The sequence below is a fragment of the Variovorax sp. 54 genome (assembly GCF_002754375.1).
Lineage (GTDB): Bacteria > Pseudomonadota > Gammaproteobacteria > Burkholderiales > Burkholderiaceae_C > Variovorax.
In genome coordinates this window covers 4,625,708-4,651,602 of the sequence record NZ_PEFF01000001.1, presented here as the reverse complement: position 1 = coordinate 4,651,602, position 25,895 = coordinate 4,625,708, and the positions used below count along the sequence as shown (strand labels likewise).

General features: G+C 67.0%; 24 protein-coding genes and 1 tRNA gene. 7 read left to right on the top strand and 18 right to left on the bottom strand.

The genetic code is table 11. From position 1 onward, the window contains the following. Positions 1–67 precede the first annotated feature (67 nt). From queF to yaaA, 4 genes are read right to left on the bottom strand one after another with little or no spacing between them, the layout of a single operon-like run. Positions 68–943 carry an NADPH-dependent 7-cyano-7-deazaguanine reductase QueF gene (gene queF / locus CLU95_RS21485; RefSeq protein ID WP_099795464.1) on the bottom strand — a complete coding sequence of 292 codons (876 nt, stop codon included), beginning with the start codon at positions 941–943 and terminating at the stop codon, positions 68–70. Then, entirely contained in the window at positions 940–1,839 is a 900-nt protein-coding gene (locus CLU95_RS21480; RefSeq protein WP_099795463.1) for an alpha/beta fold hydrolase, read from the bottom strand. Before CLU95_RS21480 ends, queF begins: the two co-directional genes overlap by 4 nt. A gap of 21 nt (positions 1,840–1,860) precedes the next feature. Then, positions 1,861–2,709, bottom strand: coding sequence for a 2OG-Fe(II) oxygenase (locus tag CLU95_RS21475; RefSeq protein WP_099795462.1), 849 nt, complete (start codon positions 2,707–2,709; stop codon positions 1,861–1,863). After that, positions 2,709–3,491, bottom strand: a complete 783-nt coding sequence (yaaA, locus tag CLU95_RS21470) for a peroxide stress protein YaaA (RefSeq protein WP_099795461.1) — start codon at positions 3,489–3,491, stop codon at positions 2,709–2,711. Before yaaA ends, CLU95_RS21475 begins: the two co-directional genes overlap by 1 nt. Before the next feature lie 105 nt (positions 3,492–3,596). Between yaaA and CLU95_RS21465 the strand changes: the two genes are divergently transcribed. Then, positions 3,597–6,575 (top strand): valine--tRNA ligase, encoded by a 2,979-nt coding sequence (locus tag CLU95_RS21465; RefSeq protein ID WP_099795460.1) that lies wholly within the window; start codon positions 3,597–3,599, stop codon positions 6,573–6,575. Between the two features lie 101 nt (positions 6,576–6,676). Continuing rightward, on the top strand, positions 6,677–7,570 hold the full coding sequence (galU, locus tag CLU95_RS21460) for a UTP--glucose-1-phosphate uridylyltransferase GalU (RefSeq protein ID WP_099795459.1): 894 nt from the start codon (positions 6,677–6,679) through the stop codon (positions 7,568–7,570). A 64-nt stretch (positions 7,571–7,634) separates the two neighbouring features. Here the strand turns inward: galU and CLU95_RS21455 are convergent, their stop codons facing one another. The 3 genes from CLU95_RS21455 to cysM all read right to left on the bottom strand — a co-directional run bounded on the left by CLU95_RS21455 (position 7,635) and on the right by cysM (position 9,399). After that, entirely contained in the window at positions 7,635–7,862 is a 228-nt protein-coding gene (locus tag CLU95_RS21455; RefSeq protein ID WP_099795458.1) for a sulfurtransferase TusA family protein, read from the bottom strand. Then, complete coding sequence (locus CLU95_RS21450) at positions 7,852–8,427, bottom strand: NUDIX domain-containing protein (protein ID WP_099795457.1); 576 nt, start codon at positions 8,425–8,427, stop codon at positions 7,852–7,854. The genes CLU95_RS21455 and CLU95_RS21450 overlap by 11 nt, the downstream gene beginning before the upstream one ends. 69 nt (positions 8,428–8,496) lie before the next feature. Beyond that, positions 8,497–9,399, bottom strand: a complete 903-nt coding sequence (cysM, locus tag CLU95_RS21445; RefSeq protein ID WP_099795456.1) for a cysteine synthase CysM — start codon at positions 9,397–9,399, stop codon at positions 8,497–8,499. A 41-nt stretch (positions 9,400–9,440) separates the two neighbouring features. Here cysM and CLU95_RS21440 point away from each other — a divergent pair. Further along, positions 9,441–9,525, top strand: a tRNA-Leu gene (locus CLU95_RS21440). A gap of 101 nt (positions 9,526–9,626) precedes the next feature. Here CLU95_RS21440 and CLU95_RS21435 read toward each other — a convergent pair. The 3 genes from CLU95_RS21435 to CLU95_RS21425 form a co-directional block, all read right to left on the bottom strand. Further along, positions 9,627–10,076 (bottom strand): GAF domain-containing protein, encoded by a 450-nt coding sequence (locus CLU95_RS21435; protein ID WP_099795455.1) that lies wholly within the window; start codon positions 10,074–10,076, stop codon positions 9,627–9,629. A 95-nt stretch (positions 10,077–10,171) separates the two neighbouring features. Beyond that, positions 10,172–10,594 (bottom strand): RidA family protein, encoded by a 423-nt coding sequence (locus tag CLU95_RS21430; protein WP_099795454.1) that lies wholly within the window; start codon positions 10,592–10,594, stop codon positions 10,172–10,174. A gap of 13 nt (positions 10,595–10,607) precedes the next feature. Next, positions 10,608–11,543 (bottom strand): NAD-dependent epimerase/dehydratase family protein, encoded by a 936-nt coding sequence (locus CLU95_RS21425; RefSeq protein ID WP_099795453.1) that lies wholly within the window; start codon positions 11,541–11,543, stop codon positions 10,608–10,610. A gap of 73 nt (positions 11,544–11,616) precedes the next feature. Here CLU95_RS21425 and CLU95_RS21420 point away from each other — a divergent pair, with 73 nt between their 5' ends. Continuing rightward, positions 11,617–12,681, top strand: coding sequence for a CDP-6-deoxy-delta-3,4-glucoseen reductase (locus CLU95_RS21420; RefSeq protein WP_099795452.1), 1,065 nt, complete (start codon positions 11,617–11,619; stop codon positions 12,679–12,681). A gap of 46 nt (positions 12,682–12,727) precedes the next feature. After that, positions 12,728–13,705 carry a Bug family tripartite tricarboxylate transporter substrate binding protein gene (locus CLU95_RS21415; RefSeq protein ID WP_099795451.1) on the top strand — a complete coding sequence of 326 codons (978 nt, stop codon included), beginning with the start codon at positions 12,728–12,730 and terminating at the stop codon, positions 13,703–13,705. Here the strand turns inward: CLU95_RS21415 and CLU95_RS21410 are convergent. Beyond that, positions 13,677–14,453 carry a Crp/Fnr family transcriptional regulator gene (locus CLU95_RS21410; protein ID WP_099795450.1) on the bottom strand — a complete coding sequence of 259 codons (777 nt, stop codon included), beginning with the start codon at positions 14,451–14,453 and terminating at the stop codon, positions 13,677–13,679. The genes CLU95_RS21415 and CLU95_RS21410 overlap by 29 nt on opposite strands. A 156-nt stretch (positions 14,454–14,609) precedes the next feature. Here CLU95_RS21410 and CLU95_RS21405 point away from each other — a divergent pair, with 156 nt between their 5' ends. Both CLU95_RS21405 and CLU95_RS21400 read left to right on the top strand, forming a co-directional pair. Continuing rightward, on the top strand, positions 14,610–16,805 hold the full coding sequence (locus tag CLU95_RS21405; protein WP_099795449.1) for a xanthine dehydrogenase family protein molybdopterin-binding subunit: 2,196 nt from the start codon (positions 14,610–14,612) through the stop codon (positions 16,803–16,805). Between the two features lie 11 nt (positions 16,806–16,816). Further along, entirely contained in the window at positions 16,817–17,275 is a 459-nt protein-coding gene (locus tag CLU95_RS21400; protein ID WP_056572291.1) for a (2Fe-2S)-binding protein, read from the top strand. 59 nt (positions 17,276–17,334) lie between these two features. Here CLU95_RS21400 and CLU95_RS21395 read toward each other — a convergent pair whose 3' ends face one another. The 7 genes from CLU95_RS21395 to CLU95_RS21365 all read right to left on the bottom strand — a co-directional run bounded on the left by CLU95_RS21395 (position 17,335) and on the right by CLU95_RS21365 (position 25,889). After that, the gene (locus CLU95_RS21395; RefSeq protein WP_257214690.1) at positions 17,335–18,108 is read right to left on the bottom strand and encodes an ABC transporter ATP-binding protein; all 774 of its coding nucleotides are present in this window, start codon (positions 18,106–18,108) and stop codon (positions 17,335–17,337) included. 1 nt (position 18,109) lies between these two features. Further along, a complete protein-coding gene (locus CLU95_RS21390) occupies positions 18,110–18,883 on the bottom strand; it encodes an ABC transporter ATP-binding protein (RefSeq protein ID WP_099795448.1) in 774 nt (257 codons plus the stop codon). Between the two features lie 17 nt (positions 18,884–18,900). Then, positions 18,901–20,109 carry a branched-chain amino acid ABC transporter permease gene (locus CLU95_RS21385; protein ID WP_099795447.1) on the bottom strand — a complete coding sequence of 403 codons (1,209 nt, stop codon included), beginning with the start codon at positions 20,107–20,109 and terminating at the stop codon, positions 18,901–18,903. A 13-nt stretch (positions 20,110–20,122) separates the two neighbouring features. Further along, positions 20,123–21,052, bottom strand: a complete 930-nt coding sequence (locus tag CLU95_RS21380) for a branched-chain amino acid ABC transporter permease (protein ID WP_099795446.1) — start codon at positions 21,050–21,052, stop codon at positions 20,123–20,125. A gap of 240 nt (positions 21,053–21,292) precedes the next feature. Then, entirely contained in the window at positions 21,293–22,585 is a 1,293-nt protein-coding gene (locus tag CLU95_RS21375; protein WP_099795445.1) for a replication-associated recombination protein A, read from the bottom strand. Between the two features lie 24 nt (positions 22,586–22,609). Further along, entirely contained in the window at positions 22,610–23,251 is a 642-nt protein-coding gene (gene lolA, locus CLU95_RS21370) for an outer membrane lipoprotein chaperone LolA (RefSeq protein ID WP_099795444.1), read from the bottom strand. 187 nt (positions 23,252–23,438) lie between these two features. Continuing rightward, a complete protein-coding gene (locus tag CLU95_RS21365) occupies positions 23,439–25,889 on the bottom strand; it encodes a DNA translocase FtsK (protein ID WP_099795443.1) in 2,451 nt (816 codons plus the stop codon). Positions 25,890–25,895: the final 6 nt, after the last annotated feature.

Below are 25,895 nucleotides of genomic sequence, written 5' to 3'. Positions count from 1 at the left end.
AGGCGAGGCAGGCGCGGGTTTGGGGTTTCCGAAGAGGGGCTTAAGCGGCGGCGCGAGGGCCGACTGCTTACTGCCGCGCCGTGCGGATGTTCGGCGGCAGCGTCTGCGGCCAGCTCGTGCGGAACGGGTTGATGTCCAGCCCGCCGCGCCGCGTGTAGCGCGCGTACACCGCGAGCTTGGTCGGCTTGCAGCGGCTCCAGATGTCCGTGAACATGCGCTCGGCGCAGGGCTCGTGGAACTCGTTGTGGTTGCGAAAACTCACGATGTACGCCAGCAGGCCGGCTTGGTCGATGGGCGGGCCGCTGTAGCGGATCTGCACGCTGCCCCAGTCGGGCTGGCCGGTGACGAGGCAGTTGCTCTTGAGCAGCCGGCTGGTGAGGGTTTCGTTCACGTGCACCTGCGTCGTGTCGCTGCTCAGCAGCTCGGGCGCGGGTTGGTAGTGGGTGCATTCGATGTCGAGTCGGTCGAGGTCGAGGCCGTCGATCTCGTGCACCGGCTCGCGGTCGAAGAGGTCGGGTGTGAGCAGTTTCACGCCGATGCCGGCCGACTGGTCGCTGCCGCGCCATGCGGCTTCGGCGAGGTCGGTGCGCAGGTGTTCGCGCACGGCATCGATGCTGGCGAAGGTGCTGTTGTTGAAGCTGTTGAGGTACAGCTTGAACGACTTGCTCTCGATGATGTTCGGCGTTTCGCACGGAATGGTGAAGTGCGCGATGGCCACCTGCGGCTTGCCGCGCGGGTTCAGCCAGCTCAGCTCGAAGGCGGTCCAGAGGTCGGCGCCGAAGAAGGGCAAGGCGCCGGCCTGGATGCCCATGGCCTCGCGCTGCGTGGCGCGTGCGATGGGGAACAGCAGGCTCGGGTCGTACTTGTCGGCGTAGGCCGAGGCGCGGCCGAGCTGCGATTGCTCGGGGGTGTTGGCGTTGGGGTTGGTCGGGTCGTGGCTCATGGGGCGGTTCCGGCATCCGCCGCGTGTGCGAACGGAGCGATGTGGTGGGCGAGGATCGTGCAGACCTCGGGCGGCAGGTCGTGGCCCATGCCGGGTATGGCAGTGAAGGTCGCGCCGGGGATGCGGCGGGCGGTGTCCTGCCCGCAGGCGATGGGCACGAGCGCGTCGGCGTCGCCGTGCAGCACCAGCGTCGGTCGCTGGATGCGGGCCAGCACCTGGGGCCGGTCGTCGTCGGCGCCGATGGCCAGCATCTGGCGCATCAGGCCGGCCGGGTGGTAGGCGCGGCGCATGCTGAAGGTGAGGCGCGCGGCCAGTTGTTCGTCGGTCTGCGGGTAGGCCGGGCTCTGGATGAGCCGCAGCAGCTTGATGCTGTGCGCGACCAGCGCGGCCTCCTCGTGGCTGCGCGGGCGCCGCATGAGCATGGCGCCGACCTCGCGGCGCGGGCCCGGCAGGCCGCGCGCACCGCTGGAGCTCATGATGCTCACGAGGCTGGCGGTGCGCTCGGGCGCGGTGGCGGCGATGCGCTGCGCGATCATGCCGCCCATCGAGGCGCCGACGATGTGGGCACGGGCGATGCCCAGTGCGTCGAGCACGCCGAGCGAATCGAGCGCCATGTCCTGCAGGGTGTAGGCGCTGCGCACCTTCAGGCCGATCCGGTGACGGATGGTTTCCCACACGAGGTTGCCGGTGCCGAGGTGGTCGAAGCCCTGGCTCAGGCCGATGTCGCGGTTGTCGTGGCGCACCACGCGAAAGCCGGCATCGACCAGCTGCTGCACGAACGCGTCGGGCCAGGCGACCAGTTGCATGCCCAGCCCCATGATCAGCAGGATGACGGGGCGGCCTTCGCCGCCGGTGTCGTCGACTTCGATCTGCAGGCCGTTGGCGGTGACTTTCATCGGTTCCCTGTTTTCTTGCTGCTACTTGAATTCGCGCTCGCGCAGCCACTTGGTGGCGACCCATTTCTCGCCCGCCAGCACCGGCGCGCCGCCGTGCAGCGTGCGGGTGGCGGGGTCGGGCCGGTCGTAGCTGAAGAACACACCGGTGCCGCGCACCGGGGCCACTTCGAGCCCGATGTCGGGGAAGGTGGTGGCACCGCCCTGCTCGGGCTCCTGCAGGTACATCACGAGCGTGGCGACGCGCTGGCCGCCGCGCTTGAGGATGGTGGGCGTGCCGGGCTCGTGCGGGTCGAAGTAGTCGTAGTGCGGGCGGTACTGCGCGCCGGGCGCGTAGCGCAGGATCTGCAGGCCCTCGCCGTATTCGAGCGGCCAGCGCAGCAACATGGCCAGGCGCTGTTCGAGGCGCGCGACGATCTCGTTCTCGCCGCGCTCGAAGAACATGCCGTCGCTGGTGCGGTCGACGTTGAGCACCTCGCCGCCGGTGCGGGTCTCGACGGTGAGCGAGCGGGCCAGCCGCACGCGGGCGGCGGCGATCAGGCCTTCGCATTCCTCGGCCGACAGCAGGTTGCCGAACACCACGACGCGCGGATGCCGCACGGTCTGCAGCACCTGCACGCGGCGGTCGCCGGCCTCGATGTACAGCGGCGCGCCGTCCAGGTCGGGGCCGGGCATCTCGGTGCGGGTCGGCGCCAGGGCCACCTCGGCCTCGGCCTGGGGGAAGCCGGCCTCGAGCTGGGCCAGTGCCGCGTCGGTGGCCGAGTCGTGCCAGCCGGCCTCGCGCATCGACATGCGCAGTGCGGGCACTGAATGGCCGGCCGCGAGCTGGGCCACCAGCCATTCGCGCAATTCCGGACTGATCGCTTGGGACATCAGACTTTCCTTCTGAACACCAGCCTTTCGGCTGTCGACACGTTTGCGTCGAAACCATAACCCTCGAGATCGAATTTTTCCAGCGCCTTGGGCGTGGCCGCCTGGTGCAGCACGGCCCAGCGCGCCAGCAGGCCGCGGGCGCGCTTGGCGAAGAAGCTCACGATCTTGTACTTGTCGCCCTTCCATTCCTGGAACACGCATTCGACCACGCGCGCCTTGAGCACTTTCTGGTCGACCGACTTGAAGTACTCCTGCGAGGCCACGTTGATGACGACCGGCGTGCGGTCGGCCGCCAGGCGCTCGTTCAAATGCTCGGCGATGCGCGAGCCCCAGAAGGCGTACAGGTCCTTGCCGTGGCGGTTGGCCAGCGCAGTGCCCATTTCGAGCCGGTAGGGCTGCAGGCGGTCGAGCGGGCGCAGCAGGCCGTACAGGCCGCTGAGGATGCCGACGTGGTCCTGCGCCCAGGCGAGCTGGGCGGGCGTGAGGCTGCGGGCGTCGAAGCCGCCGTAGACGTCGCCATCGAAGGCAAAGGCGGCCTGGCGGGCGTTCTTCTCGGTGCTCTTGGACGACCAGGCGGCGTAGCGGGCCACGTTGAGGGCCGAGAGCTTGTCCGACAGGTGCATCAGTTCGGCGATGTCCTGGGGCGACTTCTCGCGCAGCAGCTTGATGAGTTCGGCCGAGGGGCCGCGCGGGGCTTCGAAATGGGGCTGGGTGGCGGGGGTTTCGGAAGGGACGGGGGTGTCGTAGTCGAGCGACTTTGCAGGGGAAAGCAGGAACAGCATCGGTCGATTATGTGGGGCTGGGGTTACCCCGGGCCGCGCCGGTAAAATCCCGGGCAATCCCACCTTGTCACCAACGGCACCCGAGGGTGCCGTTTTGCATTCCCCATGAGCGAACCTACCTCCCAGCCCGGCCTCGAGAGCCTCTCCAAATCGTTCGAACCCGCCGCCATCGAGGCGCACTGGGGCCCGGAATGGGAGCAGCGCGGCTACGCCAAGGCGGGTTTCCGCGGCACGCAGCAGCCCAAGGAAGGCGCCGAGTCGTTCGCGATCCAGCTGCCGCCGCCCAACGTCACGGGCACGTTGCACATGGGCCATGCGTTCAACCAGACGATCATGGACAGCCTCACGCGCTACCACCGCATGAAGGGCGCCAACACGCTGTGGGTGCCGGGCACCGACCACGCGGGCATCGCCACCCAGATCGTGGTGGAGCGCCAGCTGCAGGAGCAGAAGGTCAGCCGCCACGACCTGGGCCGCAAGAACTTCGTGGCGCGCGTGTGGGAGTGGAAGGAAAAGTCGGGCAGCACCATCACCGAGCAGATGCGCCGCATGGGCGACACGGTCGACTGGAGCCGCGAATACTTCACGATGGACGACGACCTGTCCAAGGTGGTCACGCACACCTTCGTGAAGCTCTATGAAGAAGGCCTGATCTACCGCGGCAAGCGCCTCGTGAACTGGGACCCGACGCTCAAAACCGCAGTGAGCGACCTTGAAGTCGAGAGCGAAGAAGAAGACGGCTCGCTCTGGCACATCGCCTATCCGCTCGAAGACGGCAGCGGCACGCTCACGGTGGCCACCACGCGCCCCGAGACCATGCTCGGCGACACGGCCGTGATGGTCCACCCCGAAGACGAACGCTACAAGCACCTGATCGGCCAGCGCGTGAAACTACCGCTGGTGAACCGGCTGATCCCGATCATTGCCGACGACTACGTCGACAAGGAATTCGGAACCGGCGTGGTGAAGGTCACACCTGCACACGACCACAACGACTATGCAGTGGGTCTACGGCACAACCTGCCGATTGTTCCGATCTTGAATGCCGAAGCCTGCATCATTCCGGCACCTATGGCGGACGCCGGTGGAATGCAAGAAACGCAACGCCAGTTCGCTGCCGGGAAGTCCACAGTCGTATTGGGTGCCGACTCGGCGGTAGTCATCGCACAGCAAGCAATTCCCACGAAGTATCGGGGGCTTGATCGCTTCTTGGCCCGCAAATTAGTCGTTGCCGACCTTGATGACCTTGGCCTGCTGATTGAGACGAAGAAGCACAAGCTGATGGTGCCGCGTTGCGCGCGGACAGGCGCCATCGTCGAGCCCATGCTCACCGACCAGTGGTACGTGGCCATGACGCGCCCCGGCGCCGACGGCCAATCGATCGCACAGAAGGCCATCGACGTGGTGAAGTCGGGCGAGGTGCGCTTCGTGCCCGAGAACTGGGTCAACACCTACAACCACTGGATGGAGAACATCCAGGACTGGACGATCTCGCGCCAGCTCTGGTGGGGCCACCAGATTCCCGCCTGGTACGACGAAGACGGCACGGTGTACGTGGCCGAGACCGAAGCCGAGGCGCAGGCCAAGGCACCGGGCAAGACGCTGACCCGCGACGAAGACGTGCTCGACACCTGGTATTCGTCGGCGCTGGTGCCCTTCTCGTCGCTGGGCTGGCCCGAGAAGACGCAGGACCTGGCGCTGTACCTGCCCTCGACCGTGCTCGTGACGGGCTACGACATCATCTTCTTCTGGGTCGCCCGGATGATCATGATGACCAAGCACTTCATGGGCACGGTGCCGTTCAAGGACGTGTACATCCACGGCCTGGTGCGCGACGCGCAGGGCAAGAAGATGAGCAAGTCGGAAGGCAACGTGCTCGACCCGGTCGATTTGATCGACGGCATCGAGTTGCCCCAGCTGCTCGACAAGCGCACGCAGGGCCTGCGCAAGCCCGAGACCGCACCGGCGGTGCGCAAGAACACGCAGAAGGAATTCCCGGACGGCATTCCGGCCTTCGGCGCCGATGCGCTGCGCTTCACCTTTGCCTCGCTGGCTTCGCTCGGCCGCAGCATCAACTTCGACTCGAAGCGCTGCGAGGGCTATCGCAACTTCTGCAACAAGCTGTGGAACGCCACGCGCTTCGTGCTGATGAACTGCGAAGGCCAGGACTGCGGCCTGCTCGAACACACCAAGGAAGACTGCAAGGTCGGCGGCAAGGCCCACGGCTACCTGAAGTTCAGCCGCGCTGATTTCTGGATCGTCTCGCAGCTGCAGCGCGTCGAAGCCGAAGTGGCCAAGGGCTTCGAGGAATACCGCCTGGACAACGTGGCCAACGCGATCTACCAGTTCGCCTGGGACGAGTTCTGCGACTGGTACCTCGAAATTGCCAAGGTGCAGATCCAGACCGGCGACGACGCGCAAAAGCGCGCCACCCGCCGCACGCTGATCCGCGTGCTCGAGGCGCTGCTGCGCCTGGCACACCCGATCATTCCGTTCATCACCGAAGAACTCTGGCAGAAGGTCTCGAAGGTCGCGGGCCGTGAAGGCGCATCGATCATGATCGCGGCCTATCCGCAGAGCCAGCCCGAGAAGATCGACGAAGCCGCCGAGGCGCACGTGGCGCGCCTGAAGGCGCTGGTCGACGCCTGCCGCACGCTGCGCGGCGAGATGAACGTGTCGCCCGCGACGCGCCTGCCGCTGTACGCGGTGGCCGACGACGCCGAAGGCGCGGCCTTCCTGCGCGACGCGGCCCCGGTGCTGCAGGCGCTGGCCAAGCTCAAGGAAGTGAAGGTGTTCGACGACGAAGCCTCGTGGCAGGCTGCCGCCGAAGCAGCGCCCGTGGCTGTCGTGGGTGCCACGCGCCTGTGCCTGCACATGGAGATCGACAAGGCGGCCGAGAAGCTGCGCATCGGCAAGGAAATTGCACGCATCGAGGGCGAGATCGCCAAGGTGCACGGCAAGCTCGGCAACGAGGCCTTCGTGGCCAAGGCGCCGCCCGCCGTGATCGAACAGGAGCGCACGCGCCTGGCCGATTTCACCGCCACGCTGGAGCGCCTGCGCGACCAGCTTGTACGCCTCGGCTGACAGACGAGGCCGGAGTGGGGGCTTAGGATGCGGTTGCAGGCTTCGCGCTGCATCCTCTCCCAACCCTCTCTTTTCCTCTTTGAAACGACACTGAACCGCCCATGTCCACTTCTTCCCCGACACGCATCCGCAAGGCCGTATTCCCTGTTGCAGGCTTCGGCACCCGCTTTCTGCCCGCCACCAAGGCGCAGCCGAAGGAAATGCTGCCGGTCGTCGACAAGCCGCTGATCCAGTACGCCGTCGAAGAAGCCTATGCCGCGGGCATCCGCGACATGATTTTTGTGACCGGGCGCAACAAGCGTGCGATCGAAGACCACTACGACACCGCCTACGAGCTCGAAAGCCAGCTCGAAGCCAGCGGCAAGCACGCGCTGCTCGAAATCGCCCGCTCGGTGTCGCCCGACGACATGACCTGCTCGTACGTGCGCCAGCCGCGCATGCTGGGCCTGGGCCACGCGGTGCTGTGCGCCGAACACTTGGTGGGCAACGAGCCCTTCGCCGTGCTGCTGGCCGACGACCTGATGGTCGGCCCTGCTGGTGGCCTGCCGGTGCTGGCACAGATGACCGAAGCCTTCGCACGCCTGGGCGCCTCGGTGCTGGCCGTGCAGGAAGTGCCGCTCGAACACGTCAAGCGCTACGGCATCGTGGCCGGCGAGACCGTGGAAGAGGGCCTCGTGAAGGTCAACCGCATGGTCGAGAAGCCCAAGCCCGAAGACGCGCCCTCGCGCCTGGGCGTGGCCGGCCGCTACATCCTCACGCCCGGCGTGTTCGACGAGATCCGCAACCAGCCCAAGGGCGCGGGTGGCGAGATCCAGCTCACCGACGGCATCGCCGCGCTGATGAAGAAGGAATCGGTCTACGCCTATGCGTACAAGGGCGTCCGCTACGACTGCGGCAGCAAGGAAGGCTTCCTGCAGGCTTCGGTGGAACTGGCGCTGGCGCACCCCGAAGTGGGCGAGCAGTTCCGCGAATACCTCAAGAGCCTGAAGCTCTGAGAGCGCTCAGAAGCACCAACGAAAAGGGGCCGCGAGGCCCCTTTCCTTTTGTCGGTCGCTGACGCTAGCGCCGCTTCAGCACATGGATGAAGTCGCTGCCCACGGTCTCCTGCGCCATCAGCTCGTTGCCCGTCTGGCGCGCAAAAGCCTGGAAGTCGCGCACCGAGCCCGGGTCGGTCGACACCACCTTCAGCAGCTGGCCGCTCGCCATGTCGTTGAGCGATTTTTTCGCCTTCAGGATCGGCAGCGGGCAGTTGAGGCCGCGCGTGTCGATTTCGCGGTCAACTTGCATTGCCAGGCTCCGGCGGCAGGTTCAGGCCGCGGCGACGCTCTTCGTTTTCCGCAGCGGTGAAGAACACGGGCTCGTGGCCGCGCGTGCGCAGCCAGTCGGCCAGCGCATAGCCGGTGCCGGCGGGCCAGCACCGCAGGTCGGGCAGGTCGTAGAGGCGGTAGTCCACCAGCTCGGGCGAGAGCTTCACCTCGCCGTCGGCCACCACGTGGTACGCGATGATGATCTGGTTCATGCGCTGGAAGTCGTAGGCGCCGACGAGCTTCGTCGCGCTCACGTCGAGGTTGGTTTCTTCCTTGACCTCGCGTGCGATGCCCTCCTCGGGCGTCTCGCCGGCTTCCATGAAGCCGGTGATGAGCGCAAACATCTTGCCCGGCCAGGCCGCGTTGCGCGCCAGCAGCACCTGGCCTCGGTACTCGACGATGGCCGCGAGCACGGGCGTGGGGTTGTTCCAATGCGTGTGGCCGCAATTGGGGCAGCGCAGGCGCTCCTTGGGACCGCCGTCTTCCATGAGCGCGATCCATTCGAGCGGGGTGGCGCAGGCCTGGCAAAACTTGGGGTGGGGCATGGGGAAGTCTCTGTTCTTTTTCTCAAGGCTTGCGGCGCCCGATGAAGGCGCCGCAGCAGGATGACGGAATCAGGCGGGGAAAACGCCCGTCGACAGGTAGCGGTCGCCGCGGTCGCAGACCACGAAGACGATGGTGGCGTTCTCGACCTTCTTCGACACCTCGATGGCCGCCCACAGGGCGCCGGCCGCCGAGATGCCGCCGAAGATGCCCTCTTCGCGCGCGAGGCGCCGGCACATTTCCTCGGCGTCGTCCTGGGTCACGCTGATTTCTTCGTCGACGCAGCTCGGGTCGTAGATCTTCGGCAGGTATTCAGTGGGCCACTTGCGGATGCCCGGAATGCGCGAGCCTTCGGCCGGCTGCGCACCGACGATGCGCACCGCCGGGTTCTTTTCCTTCAGGTAGCGCGAAACACCGGTGATGGTGCCCGTGGTGCCCATGGCGCTCACGAAGTGGGTGATCTTGCCTTGCGTGTCGGTCCAGATCTCGGGGCCGGTGGTCTCGTAGTGGATGCGCGGGTTGTCGGGGTTGGCGAACTGGTCGAGCACGCGGCCCTTGCCTTGGCCAACCATCTGCTCGGCCAGGTCGCGCGCGTATTCCATGCCGCCGCTCTTGGGCGTGAGCACGAGTTCGGCGCCGAAGGCCTTCATGGTCTGGGCGCGCTCCACGGAGAGGTCCTCCGGCATGATCAGCACCATGCGGTAGCCCTTGATGGCCGCGGCCATCGCCAGCGCGATGCCGGTGTTGCCCGAGGTGGCCTCGATCAGCGTGTCGCCGGGCTTGATTTCACCGCGTTCCTCGGCCCGCTTGATCATCGACAGCGCCGGCCGGTCCTTCACCGAACCCGCCGGATTGTTGCCTTCGAGCTTGCCCAGAATCACGTTGCCGCGCTTGGCGTTTTCCGCGGCGTGGATGCGTTGCAGGGCAACCAGGGGGGTCTTGCCGATGGCGTCTTCGATCGTCGGATAATTCATGCCAGCCACTGTGCCATAATTTTGGGCTTCCTTCCGGATGTGCCCGGGTGGTGAAATTGGTAGACGCAGGGGACTCAAAATCCCCCACCGAAAGGTGTGCCGGTTCGATTCCGGCCCCGGGCACCATGAGACGACGCCGTCTCACCCCCCATCAAGAAACCCGCTCGCTTCATCGGCGCAGCGGGTTTTTCTTTGCTTCGAGCCCTCTCGGGCCGGCAGCGCCCGCCCTAGCCAAGAACGCCGGCGAGCTTCACCTGGAGCGACAAAGCAGCCCGGTGAAGCAGCTCGAACTCGTCGTCCGGCAGCGGCACGGCCGTGAAGTTGAAGTGGCACAAGGTGCCGGCGACCGCGCCTGCGGGGTTCAACAACGGAACGCCGTGGTAGCTGATGGTGTAGTCCCGCCCGGGATGCGTTGCAAAGCGCTCGTCCGCACTCGAGTCATCGGTCCGGAACCATCCGTCCCGCAACACGAAGGGGCAGATGCTCGCTTCGAAGGGAACGATGGCAATGTTCTCGGGGATCAGCTCGCCTTGCTTGTCATGCAGATAGAGGCTCGTGACCAGGTCGGAGCGGATCTTGTAGATCCCGGTGTACCGATGCGGCACACGCGCATTCAAGTAGGCGAGGACCGCCTGCGCGCCTTGATCGGCAAGCAACGTTTCAATTGTTTTTGGCATACGTTTCATTCGCTTCGACGGGTTCGATCTGGCACCCGTCCTGCCATCGTACGCTCGGCCCGGTCTGCGATGCCGACCCCGGGTACCCGCCTCCGTCAGCCCGCCTGCGCGGTCTTCAACGCCGCCACCGCACGAATCTCCACCCGCAGCGTCGGCCGCGCCAGCGCCGCCACGCCGAGGATCGTCCACGCCGGGAAATCTTCGGTGATGTAGCGGTCCTTCACTTCGCGAAAGCCTGCGAGTTCGCTGCCGACGTCAACGTGGTAGCTCACGATCTCCACCAGGTCGGCGAAACCGAGCCCCGCGCTTTCGAGCACGACGCCCAGCCGCCGGAAGGCCCAGTCGGCCTGCTCCGAGGCGCTCTCGGGCACGCTGCCGTCGGCGCGCAGGCCGACCTGCCCCGCCACGAACAGCAGGCCGCCGGCCTTGACGCCGGGCGCGTACTTGAAGGTGTCGAAGACGGCGGTCGAGCCGAAGGTCGGATGGCCGTCGGGGATGCGGACGCTCTGTTTGCTCACGGGTGGCCTCCTTTCAGGCTTCTGCAGGCTGCAAGCCGGTATGCACCGTCGGGTGCGCGAGCCGCACGCGCAGTTCGCGCTTGAGCCGCTTGTTGTCAAGCCGGCGCGATTCGCCCATGAAGCTCAGCAGTTGCACCGGCAGTTGCCGCTGCGCCTCGTCGCGCGCCACGCGCGGCGGACGGGGCATGCCGTAGAGGTCGGCGGCCAGGTCGAAGTAGTCGCCCATGCGCAGCTCGGTGTCGTCCGACGCATGCACCACGCGCTGGGGCTTGCCGCGGAACAGCGCCGCCATGCAGGCGCGCGCGAGGTCGTCGGCGTGGATGTGGCTGGTGTAGACGTCGTCCTCGCGGCGCAGCACCGGCGTGCCGCGCTCCAGGCGGGCGCGCGGGGTGCCGTTCTCGCGGTCGGGCGCGTAGATGCCCGGAATGCGCAGGATGCTGGTGCGCACACCCGTGCTGCGACCGAACCAGCGCACGGCGCGCTCGGCATCGACGCGCCGGTGCGAGCGCGGGGTGTCGGGCCGCACGCCGCGCGTTTCGTTCACGCGGGCGCCGCCGCAGTCGCCGTACACGCCGCTGGTCGAGCCGTAGGCGAGCGACGAGGGCAGCGAGCGCAGCCGCAGCGCCTGCATCAGCGACACGGTGCGCTGGTCGCGCCACCAGGCGGCCCCGCCGTCGCGCGCGGGCGGCGCCAGGTGCAGCACGCGGGTGGCGATGCCTGCCAGCCGGCGCAGGGTGGCGCTGTCGTCCAGGTTGCCCACCAAAGGCCGGATGCCGGCCGCGCGCAGCGCCGCGACACGGTCGGCCGAGGACGTGAGCGCGACCAGCTGCATGCGCCCGCGCAGGTCGCGCGCCACGCGCTGGCCGATGTCGCCGCAGCCGACGATCAGCAGGCGCTCGCGCCGGAACCGGGCCGGCAGTGCGCCGGAGGGGCTATTGATTGAAGGCAAAATCCGGGTTCCTGTCTCTTTTCAGTTGTCCCGGCCGCACGCAGCCGGGAAAGTTCACCCCCGAAGAATACCGATGACTGCTACAGCGCCGCACGAAGCGGGCTTTTCCATCACCGTCGAACCCAGCGGGCGCCATTTCGTGGTCCAGGGCGACGAAACGATCCTCGCAGCGGGCATCCGCCAGGGCATCGGCCTCCCCTACGGCTGCAAGGACGGCGCCTGCGGCTCCTGCAAGTGCAAGAAGCTGTCGGGCGAGGTCACGCTCGGCCCGCACCAGAGCAAGGCGCTGAGCGCCGAAGAGCAACTGGCCGGCTACGTGCTGACCTGCTGCGCCCACCCGACGAGCGACGTGGTGCTGGAGTCGCGCCAGGTCACCGAGGCCGGCGCGCTGCCGATCCGCAAGATGCCGGTGCGCGTGATGGCGCTCACGCGCCAGTCGCACGACGTGATTCTGCTGCGCCTGCAGCTGCCGGCCGGCGAGCCGCTGCAGTTCTATGCGGGCCAGTACGTCGAATTCATATTGCGCGACGGCGCGCGCCGCAGCTACTCGATGGCCAACGCACCGCACACGGTGGCCGTGCCGGGCACGGGCCTCGAACTGCACCTGCGGCACCTGCCGGGCGGCAAGTTCACCGACCACGTCTTCGGCGCGATGAAGGAAAAGGAAATCCTGCGCATCGAAGGCCCGTTCGGCAGCTTCTTCCTGCGCGAGGACTCCGACAAGCCGATGATCCTGCTGGCCTCGGGCACGGGCTTCGCGCCGATCAAGGCACTGCTCGAGCACATGAAGTTCAAGGGCATCGAGCGGCCCGCCACGGTGTACTGGGGTGGACGCCGTCCCGAAGACCTGTACATGGACGCGTGGGTGCGCGAGCAGCTGGCCGAGATGCCGAACCTGCGCTACGTGCCCGTGGTGTCGAACGCCACGCCGGAAGACAACTGGACCGGCCGCACGGGCTTCGTCCACCAGGCGGTGCTGGAAGACTTCACGGACCTGTCGGGCCACCAGGTGTATGCCTGCGGCGCGCCGATCGTGGTCGATTCGGCCAAGCGCGACTATGTGGCGCTGGCCGGCCTGCCCGAAGAAGAGTTCTTCGCCGACGCCTTCACCACCGAAGCCGACAAGGCGCTGCCCTGAGCCTTCGCGTTCCCCTTTCCTTTCCGCAGACGTTAAGCACAACAACATGAAGACGAGACACTTCCTCCTGACCCTGATCGCCAGCGCCGCGGTGCTCGGCACCGGCCACGCCGCAGCCCAACAACATCGCCCGATCCGCCTTGTCGTGCCCTACGCGGCCGGCGGCCCGATCGACAACACGGCGCGCATCCTGGCCGAGCAGGTGAAGGACACGCTGGGCGGCCCGGTCATCATCGACAACAAGCCCGGCGCGGGCGGCAACATCGGCGCCGACTTCGTCGCCAAGGCGCCGGCGGACGGGCTCACGATCGGCATCGCGGCCACGGCCACGAACGCGGTGAATCCGTGGCTGTACAGCAAGATGCCGTTCAACGCCGCGACCGACTTCGCGCCGATCACGCAGATGGTGCGCGTGCCCAACGTGCTGGTGATGAACGCCGAGACGGCGAACCGCCTGAACATCCGCACGCTGGCCGACCTGATCCGCTACGCCAAGGCCAACCCGGCCAAGCTCAACTACGCCAGCGGCGGCAACGGCAGCGCCGGCCACCTCGCGGGCGAGCTGTTCAAGAAAGAAGCGGGCATCTTCGCGGTGCACATTCCGTACAACGGCGGCAACCCGGCACAGCTGGCGCTGCTCTCTGGGCAGGTCGATTTCAACTTCGACAACCTCGCCACGGCCGCGCCGAACATCCGCTCGGGCAAGCTGAAGGCGATCGCGGTCACGACGCTCAAGCGCAGCAGCGCCCTGCCCGATGTGCCGCCCGTGACCGACACGCTCAAGGGCTTCTCGATCGACACGTGGTGGGGCCTGGTTGCACCGGCCGGCACGCCGCCCGACGTGGTCGCGAAACTGAATCAGGCCTTCGTCGCCGCGTTGAACGCGCCGGAAACCAAGACCCGCTTCGCCTCGATGCTGGCCGAGCCGGTCGGCAACTCGTCCGAGCAGTTCGGCAGCTTCATGAAGAGCGAACTGGCCAAGTACGAGCAGGTGGTCAAGGCCACCGGGGCGAAGGTGGACTGACGAGGTCGTCCAGGGGCGCGCTCGCTTCTGTGTCGGTGGCCGCGGCAACAGCCGCCGCCGCTTCGGCCGCCCCGCCCTGGTACGTGCGCAGGCCTGCGAGGTCGAGCACTTCCACGCCACCGTGTTCGATGCGCAACAGGCCATCGCGCTGCAGCGCATGCAGCGCGCGGTTGGCACGCTGGCGCGACACCGCCGACAAGAGACCGATCTCGTCCTGGCTCAGCCGCACGAAACGCGTCGCGCGCGGATAGAGGATGGGGTCGAACAGGCTGGCCAGGCAACGCGCCACGCGCGCGTCCGGGCCGAGCAGCCGATCGAACTCCATGAGGCCGATGAACAGGCTCAGTCGCGCATTGATGTGTAACAACAGAAACCGATTGAAGTCGATGCTGGTGGACATCAGCCGCTCGAAGCTGTGTCGCGGCACGCAGGCCACGCGCGTCGGCCGCAGCGCCACGCCGTCGTAGCGCCAGCATCCGGGGGTGAGCAGCGAGCCTTCGCCACCCCAACCGCCGGCGGTCACGCCGGTGAACGTGGACACGCGCCCGTCGGGCAGCGACACCGACATCTTCATGAGGCCGTCGATCACGCCGATCCAGTGATCAGCGGGCTCGCCGCGCCGCACGACGAAGCCGCCGGCCGGAACCACGCGCTCGTGCGACTCCTGCACGATGCGATCGAGTTCGTCGTCCGTGAGCGAGCGCGCCCACAAGCTCTCGCGGAGCATGTTCTCCAACGCGTCCGACATCGCGCCTCCTGCTGTCTTCCCTCATGACATCGCATCGGCCGATCCGTCGCAGGCGCCGGTCGGCGGGGTACCGTAAGAAGTGTCGTTGCAACGACATCTTCGGCGCGGCGATGGTGCCACAGTCATTCGCGTTCGCCAAACAACAAGGAGACAACGATGAAGCGTTCGAACAAGGACCCGCGCCCCGCGCGCGGACCGGACGACGGGGATGCGCACGGCCTGCGCCGGCGCGATGTGCTGGGCTACGCCACGGCCGCGCCGCTGGCATCGGCGGCGGCCGGATTCGCGGGGCTCGGCGCCCTCACGGCGCCCGCCTCCGCAGTCGCCGCGCTGCTGCCCATGACCCCGCCCGACACCACCGACCTGATCGACATCGGCGACGCGGTCACGCTCACGTCGCTGCCGACCATGCCGCTCGTGAAGGTGACGAACACCGGCGACGGCCGCGTGCGGCTCGCGCTGCCGCGCCTCGAAGTGGGCCAGGGCATCGCCACGGCCAGCGCGATGATGCTGGCCGACAAGCTGCGGCTGCCGCTGAGCGCGATCGAAGTCACGTCGGCCGACGCCAGCCCCGAGCTGATCTGGAACCAGCTCACGGGCGGCTCGTCGAGCGTGCGCTCGATGCACGCGGGCATGCCGCTGCTGGGTGGCCTCGGCGGCCTGCTCTCGGGCTCCACGCCCTCGGTGGTCGGCCAGCGCGTGACGCGGCTCGATGCGCTCGACATCGTCACCGGCCGCAAGAAGTTCACGCTCGACCAGGCCGTGCCCAATGCCAAGCCGACGATGGTGCGACGCCCGCCGACCATCAACGGCAAATTCGTCGGCATCAACAACATGAACACGGTGATGGCGATGCCGGGCGTGATCGGCGTGGTGCCGATTCCGTCGACCAACGGCATCACGCCGACGCCGCCGGGCGTGGCCGTGATGGCCGAGACCTTCGGCCAGGCCTGGGCCGCGGTGAACGCGCTCGACGTGACCTGGGCCGCGGGCCCGCTCGACGGCGAGTCGAACGCCACCATCATGCGCAAGCTGAAGTCGTCGCTGCTGCCCTTTGCGCTGCCGCCGCTGGGCGCGTTGACGGTCGAGGCCGAGTTCGAGTTCGCGCCGGCCGCGCACTGCCCGATGGAAGTGGAATGTGCGATTGCCGACGTGCGCGCTGACCGCGCCGAAATCTGGGCCGGACTGCAGAGCCCCATCGTCACCCAGCAGGCGGTGGCCGCCGAATTGGGCCTGCCGCTGAACAAGGTCATCGTGCATGCGGTGCCCTCGGGCGGCTCCTTCGGGCGGCGCCTGTTCTGGGACCCGGTGCTGCAGGCGATCCAGGTGTCGAAGGCGCTCGGGCGCCCCTGCCGCCTGATGTACCACCGCACCGACGACATGCGCCACACGCGCATCCGCCCGCCGATCTACCAGAAGGCGCGCGCCACGATGCTGCTGGGCCAGGTCATCGCCTTCGAGCAGCGCATCGCCAGCGTGCGGCTGGACACGCGCCACGGCTTCGGCAACATGCTCGAGGCCGCCGCCATCGCGCTGCCCAATGCCTTCCCGCAGACGGTGGGCAACTTCGCGATCGAGCAGGTGATGTTCAAGACCATGGTGACCTCGCCGTACAACTTCGGCGTCACGACCAAGCTGCTGACACCGGTGCCGATGGACATGAACACCTGCTCCTACCGCTCGGTGCACATCCAGCCCGCGCGGCTGGTGGAAGAGATCCTGGTCGACGAGATGGCCCGCGCCGCGCGCAAGGACCCGATCGCCTTCCGGCTCGAGTACCTGCGCCTGCCGCGCGCCCGCGCGGTGCTGAAGGCCGTGGCCGAGGCCGCGCAGTGGGGCAAGGCGATGCCGGCGGGCTTTGCGCAGGGCGTGGCCGTGCACCAGGAGTCGAAGTCGTTCACGGCCTGCATCGTCGAGATCGATGCGCGCGTGCCGGCGCAGGCCCGCGTGGTGCGCGCGACCATCGTCATCGATGTGGGCACCCCGATCAACCCCTCGGGCATCGAGGCGCAGCTGCAGGGCGGCCTGTGCGAATCGATTGCGCTGGTGCTGTCGGCGGGGCTGCACATCCAGAACGGCCTGCCGCTGGAAGGCAGCTATTCGCAGTACCACTTCTCGCGCATGAAGCACTACCCGAAGGACGTGAAGATCATCATCATGCCGGCCAACGGCGAGGCCATCGGCGGTCTGGGCGAGGTCGGCCTGTCGGCGAGCTCGGGCGCGATCGCCAACGCCTATGGGCGCGCCACCGGCATCAAGCCGCGCAGCTTCCCGCTGAACTTTCCGGTCGACTTCACGCCGATCCCGCCGGGCAAGCTGCCCACGCCCGTCAACGTTCCGATTCCCGCCTGAGGAGACCCACCATGCCTGTGCAATCTTTCAAGGTGAACGGCCAGAACGTCGACGTCGAGGCGCCCGACGACCTGGCGCTGCTGTGGGTGTTGCGTGACAAGCTCGGCATCACCGGCCCGAAGTACGGCTGCGGCATCAACGTGTGCAAGGCCTGCACCTGCCACGTCGACGGCAAGGCCGTGACGACCTGCTCGGTGCGCGTGTCCGACGTGCGCGGCCGCCAGGTGACGACCATCGAGGGCCTGGCCAACGGCAACACGCTGCACCCGGTGCAGCAGGCCTGGATGAACCTGGACGTGCCGCAGTGCGGCTTCTGCCAGCCGGGGCAGATCATGGCGGCAGTCGACCTGCTGCGCCGCACGCGCACCCCGACGGACGCCGACATCGACGCCATCGAGAACGTGTGCCGCTGCGGCACCTACGGCCGCATCCGCGAGGCGATCAAGGCCGCCGCCGCGATGATGGGATAGACGTAAAAACGGCCAGCCACCGCGCTCTGCGGTGCTGGCCGGTTGGCACTTGCTGGTGCTTACTCGCCGAGGTAGGCGGCGCGCACGCGCGGATCGCGCAGCAGTTCCTTGGCGTCGCCGTTCATCGTGATGAGGCCCGACTCCATCACGTAGCCACGGTCGGCCAGTTGCAGCGCGCGGTTGGCGTTCTGCTCCACCAGCAGGATCGTGACGCCTTGCGAGGCCACGGTCTGCACCACCTCGAAGATCTTGTCGCACATGATCGGCGACAGTCCCATGGTGGGTTCGTCGAGCAGCAGCACCTTCGGGCGCGCCATGAGTGCGCGGCCCATGGCCAGCATCTGCTGTTCGCCGCCCGACATCGTGCCGGCCAGCTGGTCCTTGCGCTCGCGCAGGCGCGGGAAGGTCACGAACACGCGCTCCATGTCGCTGGCGATCTCGGCCTTGTCGTTGCGGATGTAGGCGCCGATCTGCAGGTTCTCGGTGATCGTCATGCGCGTGAACACGCCGCGGCCCTCGGGCACCATCACGAGGCCCTCGCCCACGAGGTCCCACGCGCCGCGGCCCTTGATGCTGCGGCCGAGGAACTCGATGTCGCCCGCGCCGGCCGGCAGCGTGCCGGTGATCGCTTTCATGGTGGTGGTCTTGCCGGCGCCGTTGGAACCGATGAGCGAGACCAGCTCGCCCTCGAACACGTCGAAGTCCACGCCCTTCACGGCCTGGATGCCGCCGTAGCCGACCTTCAGGCCGCGGACCTTGAGCAGGTTCTTGCCTGCGGCCTTGGCGGCGGCCGCGGCCGTCGTGGTTGCCATCGTTGCTTCTGCGGTGCTCATCTCAATGTCCTCCGGTGCCGAGGTAGGCCTCGATCACCTTTTCGTTCTTCTGTACCTCGACCGGGTTGCCCTCGGCAATCTGCTTGCCGTAGTCGAGCACGGTGACGCGGTCGCACAGGCCCATGATGAGCTTGACGTCGTGTTCGATGATCAGGATCGTGCGGTTGTCCTTGCGGATGCGGTCGATGAGCTCGCGCAACAAGACCTTCTCGGTCGAGTTCATGCCGGCGGCCGGTTCGTCCAGCGCGATGAGCTGGGGGTCGGTGGCCAGTGCGCGGGCGATTTCGAGGCGGCGCTGGTCGCCGTAGCTCAGCGTGCGCGCCTTGTAGTCAGCGAACTTGCCGATGCCCACGTAGTCGAGCAGCTCCTGTGCGCGCTTGGCGATGGCCGCTTCTTCGGCCTTGAAGCCCCTGGTGCGCAGCATGGCGCCGAACACGCCCGAATGCGTGCGGATGTGGCGCCCGACCATCACGTTCTCGAGCGCCGTCATTTCGGCGAAGAGGCGGATGTTCTGGAAGGTGCGCGCAATGCCGGCCTTGGCCACTTCGTGCACGGCCGTCGGCTGGTAGGGCTTGCCGGCCAGTTCGAAGGTGCCGCTGTCGGGCGTGTACAGCCCGGTGATCACGTTGAAGAAGGTGGTCTTGCCGGCGCCGTTCGGCCCGATCAGGCCGTAGACCTGGCCGCGCTTGATGGTGATGCCCACGTCGGAGAGGGCCTGCAGCCCGCCGAAGCGCTTGGAGATGCCGCGAACTTCGAGGATGGTGTCTGTCGTCATGTCTGTGTGTCCTTGGCTCACGGATTGATGGACATGGGACGCGATGCCGCACCCGGCACTTCGTCAGCGGGGCTGTCGATGCCCGGTGCGTGGGTCTGGAGCGAACCGGGTGCCACGGCCGCATGGGTCGGGTCGACGGGCACGCCGCCCTTTTTCGTCAGCGTCTTGCCGTGCTCCGGCGAGGGCCACAGGCCGCGCGGGCGCATCAGCATGATGATGATCATGGCGAGGGCAATGAACAGCTGGCGCAGGATGGACGCGTCGAGGCGCCCGTCGGTCAGCGCCTGCAGCGGGCCGGCAACGTAGCGCAGCACTTCGGGCAGCGCGGCCAGCAGCACGGCGCCCAGGATGACGCCGGGCAGGTGCCCAAGGCCGCCGAGCACGACCATGGCGACGATCATCACCGACTCCATCAGGCTGAAGGACTCGGGCGACACGAAGCCCTGGAAGGCCGCGAACATCGCGCCCGACACGCCGCCGAAGCTGGCGCCCATGCCGAAGGCCAGCAGCTTCATGTTGCGGGTGTTGATGCCCATTGCCTTGGCAGCGATTTCATCTTCGCGGATGGCCATCCAGGCGCGGCCGATGCGCGAGATCTGCAGGCGGTGCGAAATGATGACGGTGGCCACCACCAGCGCCAGGAACAGGTAGTAGTACAGCGTGACCGAGGAGATCGTGAAGCCGTCGAACTTCCACGCCTTGCCGAGGTCGAGGCCCCAGAACTTGATGGAATCGATGGCCGTGATGCCCTTCGGCCCGTTGGTGATGTTGATCGGCTGGTCGAGGTTGTTCAGGAACACCCGGATGATTTCACCGAAGCCGAGCGTCACGATGGCGAGGTAGTCGCCGCGCAGCTTCAGCGTGGGCGCCCCCAGCATCGCGCCGAGCACCCCGGCCACCACCAGCGCCAGTGGAACCACGATCAGGAGCGAGGTGTGCAGCCCGTTCGGGAACATCGCCTTGAACCACGGGAAGGTGTCCGAGAGGTGCGACGAGCCCATCAGCGCGTAGAGGTACGCGCCGACCGCAAAGAAGGCCACGTAGCCCAGGTCGAGCAGGCCGGCGTAGCCGACCACGATGTTCAGGCCGAGCGCGAGCATCACGTAGAGCAATGCGATGTCGGCGATGCGCACCCAGGCATTGCCTTGGGTCTGCAACAGGATCGGCAGCGCCAGCACGGCGACCACGCCGAGGATGTAGAGCGCGAGGTTCTTGCTGTTTTTCATGGTGTGCTGCTCCTCAGGCCCGGTCCGCCACGCGCTCGCCGAGCAGACCCGAAGGCCGCAGCGTGAGCATCACGATCAGCACGATGAAAGCGAAGATGTCGCTGTAGTTGCTGCCCAGCACGCCACCCGTGAGGGTGCCGATGTAGCCGGAGCCGATGGCCTCGATGAGGCCCAGCAAGAGGCCGCCGACCACCGCGCCGGCCAGGTTGCCGATGCCGCCGAACACGGCCGCGGTAAAGGCCTTCAGGCCGGGCAGGAAGCCCATCGCGTGTTGCGCGATGCCGTAGTTGGAGGCGTACATCACGCCGGCGATGGCCGCGAGCACGGCGCCGATGATGAAGGTGGCCGAGATGACCATGTCGGGCCGGATGCCCATGAGCGCCGCGACGCGCGGGTTCTCGGCGGTGGCGCGCATCGCGCGGCCGAGCTTGGTGTAGTTGACCAGCCACATCAGCACCACGAGCGAGAACGCCGTGACGCTGAGGATCATGACCTGCGTCGGCGAGATCACGGCGCCGCCCACATGGATCGGGTCGGTCGGCAGCAGGTTGGGATACGCCTTGTTGGTCGGCTTCCAGATGATCATGGCCAGCGTCTGCAGCAGGATCGACACCCCGATGGCGGTGATGAGCGGTGCGAGCTTGGGGCTGTTGCGCAGCGGCCGGTAGGCCACTTTTTCGATCACGAAGTTGAGGCTTGCCGCGACGACGCAGGCAATGATCAACGCGACGAGAAGGATCAGCCAGCCCGGTGTGTTGGGCATGCCGTCCTTCATGAGCCCGATGATGGTCCAGCTTGTGAGCGCCCCCACCATCAGCACTTCACCGTGCGCAAAATTGATCAGATTGATGATGCCGTACACCATGGTGTAGCCCAAGGCTATCAAGGCATACATGCTGCCGAGAACCAGACCGTTGATGATCTGCTGCAGCAATATTTCCATAACGCGATTCCCTATGTGTTGCACCTTGCGGGTGCCATTCACCTACCGAGGCACCGGTTTGGCGCCTCTGGCTTGACAAGCAAAAAACCAGCCAACATGTGCCGTCGGTAGGTTTGGTGGGCGGGATTTTAGACACGCCCCGACGCTGTTTTGGGGCGCTTTGACCGGGGTTTACCCGCTCACCTCATGCTGTATGTGGGTGAGGTCATGCGCGGCGTGAGCGCATGTTGCAAGACGGTATCAATCGTCTCGTTCAGCGTTGCGGCGGCGCAGTTCGCGCAGCTTTTCTGCGATACGGATTTCGAGGCCGCGCTCGACCGGCTCGTAGAAAACCTGGCCTTCCAGGCCCTCGGGCAAATAGCGCTCGCCGGCGGCGAAACCGCCCTCCTCGTCGTGCGCGTAGCGGTAGCCCTTGCCGTAGTCGAGCTCTTTCATGAGCTTGGTGGGCGCATTGCGCAGGTGCATCGGGACCGGGCGCGTGCTGTCTTTCTTCACCAGCGCGCGCACCGCGTTGTAGGCCTTGTAGACCGCGTTCGACTTGGGCGCGATGGCCAGGTAGACCACGCATTCGGCCAGTGCCAGCTCGCCTTCGGGGGTACCCAGGCGCTCGTAGACCTCGGCGGCATCGAGCGCCAGGCGCAGCGCGCGCGGGTCGGCCAGGCCGATGTCTTCGCTGGCCATGCGCACGAGGCGGCGCGCCATGTAGCGCGGGTCGGCGCCGCCGTCGAGCATGCGAACGAACCAATACAGGGCGGCGTCGGGGTCGCTGCCGCGCACCGATTTGTGCAGCGCGCTGATGGTGTCGTAGAACTGCTCGCCGCCCTTGTCGTAGCGGCGCATGCGCTCGCCGAGCACGCGCAGCAGCCACTCGTCGGTGATGTTGGTGAGCTTCTCGGCGCCGGCGGCCACGGCCAGCGTTTCGAGGGTGTTGAGCAGGCGGCGCGCGTCGCCGTCCGCGTAGGCCACCAGGTGGTCGATGGCCGCCTCGTCGATGGCCGGAACCGCCTGGATCGATTGAGCCCTGGCGACAATCTGCTTCAGATCGCTCTCGTTGAGCGACTGCAGCACATACACCGCCGCCCGCGACAGCAAGGCCGAATTGACTTCGAACGACGGGTTCTCGGTGGTCGCGCCGATGAAGGTGAACAGGCCCGACTCGACGTGCGGCAAAAACGCGTCCTGCTGGCTCTTGTTGAAGCGGTGCACCTCGTCCACGAAGACGATCGTGCGCTGCTGCGCGAGCCCGTCACGCGCCGCCGTGGCCTGCTCGACCGCTTCGCGGATGTCCTTCACGCCGCCCAGCACCGCGCTGATGCTCAGGAACTGCGCGTCGAAGGCGTCGGCCATGAGCCGCGCGATGGTGGTCTTGCCGGTGCCCGGCGGGCCCCAGAGGATGCAGGAGTGCGGCTGGCCCGATTCGAAGGCGATGCGCAGCGACATGCCCGGACCGAGCAAGTGCTGCTGGCCGATCACGTCGCCGAGCGTCTTGGGACGCAGGCGCTCGGCGAGGGGCTGATGGGAGCGCGTGGCCAAACCGGAACTACCGTCTGCTGGTGATTACTGCTTGAGCACGTCCGCGCCCGCAGGTGCCTTGAACTCGAAGGTGCTGGCGGGCAACGCCGGGTTCACCTCGACCTTGCTGAACTTGAGCATCGAACGCTGGCCGAAGCTGTCCAGGATCTCGAGGGCCGCGAGCGCGTCGCCCTGGAAGCCGACCATCACGTTCTGCAGCTGGCCGTCCTTGTTCTTCGGCGTGGCCTTGACCCACTGCAGGCCGTCGCGCTCGGGTGCGGCTTCCAGCGCAAAATCGGCCTGCAGGGCGCGCAGGTCGGCCGCGGAGGCAATCAGCGCCGCGGGCGTCGAGCCCAGCGCCTGCGCCTGGGTGCGCTGCGTGACCTGGTTCAGGTCGGCGTCGTAGAGCCAGAGCGTCTTGCCGTCGGCCACGATGCTCTGGGCAAAAGGCTTGCGATAGTCGAACTTGAATTTGCCGGGGCGATGGAATTCGAAGGTGCCGGTCGACGTCTTGACGCGGCCCGGCTGGCCCTCGCGCGGCGGGGCCGTCACGGTCTGGGTGAACTCGGCGCGGCCGGACTTGACTGTCTTCACGAAGGCTTCGAGGCTTTCGAGCCCGTCGGCCCAGGCACTGCCGGCCACCGTACAGAACAGGCCGGCCAACAGCCAGAGGCGGGTTTTCTTCATGGGAGGTTCCTCGGAAAAACGTTGCTGCGATGTCCATCGACACTACCCGCAGCAGATGCCGGCTTCTGTAGGCTTTGATGAAAATTTGCAGCGGCACCGGTGCGCGTTTGCAAATTGCCTCTCAGCACGTAACCGGCCCTGCAGCAGCGGTGGCGACGGTGGTGGTCGTCGGTGGCGCGCTGGCGGCTCACTCCGCCTGGCGCGCGGGCACGAGGATTTCGCGCTGCCCGCTGCCGCTCATGGCGCTCACGAGCCCGGCTTTTTCCATGTCTTCGACGAGGCGCGCGGCGCGGTTGTAGCCGATCTTCAGGTGGCGCTGCACGAGTGAGATGCTGGCCTTGCGGTTCTTGAGCACGACCTCGACCGCCTGGTCGTACATCGGGTCTTTTTCAGCATCGCCGCCACCGCCGAGCAGATCGCCGTCACCGTCGCCATCGACCGTGCCACCTTCGAGCACGCCCTCGATGTAGTCGGGCTCGCCCTGGCTCTTGAGGTAGGCCACCACGCGATGCACTTCCTCGTCGCTCACGAAGGCGCCGTGCACGCGGATCGGCAGGCCGCTGCCGCTGGCCATGTAGAGCATGTCGCCCATGCCCAGCAGCGCCTCGGCGCCCATCTGGTCGAGGATGGTGCGGCTGTCGATCTTGGAGCCCACCGAGAACGCGATGCGGGTCGGGATGTTGGCCTTGATGAGGCCGGTGATCACGTCCACGCTGGGCCGCTGCGTGGCCAGGATCAGGTGGATGCCGGCGGCGCGCGCCTTCTGCGCGAGGCGGGCAATCAGCTCTTCGATCTTCTTGCCGACGACCATCATCAGGTCGGCCAGCTCGTCGATGATCACCACGATGTGCGGCTCGCGCTTCAGCGGTTCCGGATCGTCGGGCGTGAGGCTGAAGGGGTTGTAGATGAACTCTTCGCGCGCCTTGGCTTCGTCGATCTTGGTGTTGTAGCCGGCCAGGTTGCGCACGCCGAGCTTGCTCATGAGCTTGTAGCGACGCTCCATCTCGGCCACGCACCAGTTGAGGCCGTGGGCGGCCTGGCGCATGTCGGTGACCACGGGCGCCAGCAGGTGCGGAATGCCTTCGTAGACCGACATTTCGAGCATCTTCGGGTCGATCATGAGCAGGCGAACGTCGCGTGCCTCGGCCTTGTAGAGCAGCGAAAGAATCATCGCGTTGATGCCGACCGACTTGCCCGAACCGGTGGTACCGGCCACCAGCACGTGCGGCATCTTCGCGAGGTCGGCCACCACGGGGTTGCCGATGATGTCCTTGCCGAGGCCCATCGTGAGCATCGACTTGCCTTCGTTGTAGACCTGCGAGCCCAGGATTTCGCTGAGCTTGATCGACTGGCGCTTGGCGTTCGGCAGTTCGAGCGCCATGTAGTTCTTGCCGGGGATCGTTTCGACCACGCGGATCGACACCAGCGAGAGCGAACGCGCCAGGTCTTTGGCCAGGCCGAGGATCTGCGAGCCCTTGACGCCGGTGGCGGGCTCGATTTCGTAGCGCGTGATGACGGGGCCCGGCGAGGCGAGCACCACGCGCACTTCGACGCCGAAGTCTTTCAGCTTCTTCTCGATCATGCGCGAGGTCATCTCGAGCGTGTCGGAGGACACCGTTTCCTGGCGCACCAGCGCGGCGTCGAGCAGGTCGACCTGCGGCAGCTTGCTGTCGGGCAGTTCGTTGAACAGGGGCTTCTGGCGCTCCTTGACGACGCGGTCGCTGCGCGGCACCTCGGTCATCGCGGGCTCGATCTGCACGGGCGGCGATGCGGGGCGGCGCCTGGGCGCGACTTCTTCCTCTTCGTCGTCGAAGCTCGGATCCAGAGCTTCGCCGAACGCGGTCTCTTTGCTGGGACGCATTTTCTTGGCGCGTGGCGCGGACGCCAGCTCTTCCTCGTCACCGGCGCGTTCGCGCGCGGCCTGCTTGCCCATGGCGATGTCGGCCGCCATTTCGCGCTTTTCACGGCGCGACTCGAACAGCGAGTACGCACGGGCACCGATGCGCTCGGCGATCAGACTCCACGAAAAACGGAACACCAGCGCCGAGCCGATCACGCCGCCGGCGATGGCGACCAGCGCCGAGCCCGTGAAGCCCAGCCAGCGCACGCTCGCCGGCCCCACGAGGAAGCCGAGGGCGCCGCCGCCCGAACCCGGCAGATGCGATTCGAGTCGGTACAGGCGCGACCATTCGAGCACCGCGCTCGCGCACAGCAGCAGGACAAGACCGAACCAGAAAGCGAGCCGGCTGCGATTGAAGCGACCGCGCGGGGGTTGCTCGACCGCGGGCGTCGGTTCACCGCCGCGCAGCCAGCCGGCCAGCGACGAGAGCCACGCGCGCAAACCCGCCGCGAGGCACCACCAGACGGAATAGCCGGCAAGAAAGTAGCTGCCATCGGCCAGCCAGGCGCCGATGCGGCCGCCCCAGTTCTTGACCTCGCCGCCCGTGCCCGAGGTCGACCAGGCGGCATCGGACGGGGTGAAGCTCAGCATCGCCAGCAGCCAGAACAGGAGGGCTGCGAACCCGGCGATCAAGGTGATTTCGTGGGCGAAGCGCAGGGCGCGCAGGCGCACGGGTTGCCCTTCGGCAGCGGAAGAAGAAGAGGACGACGATTGAAGCGTATGAAGCGAATAGGTCATGAAAAG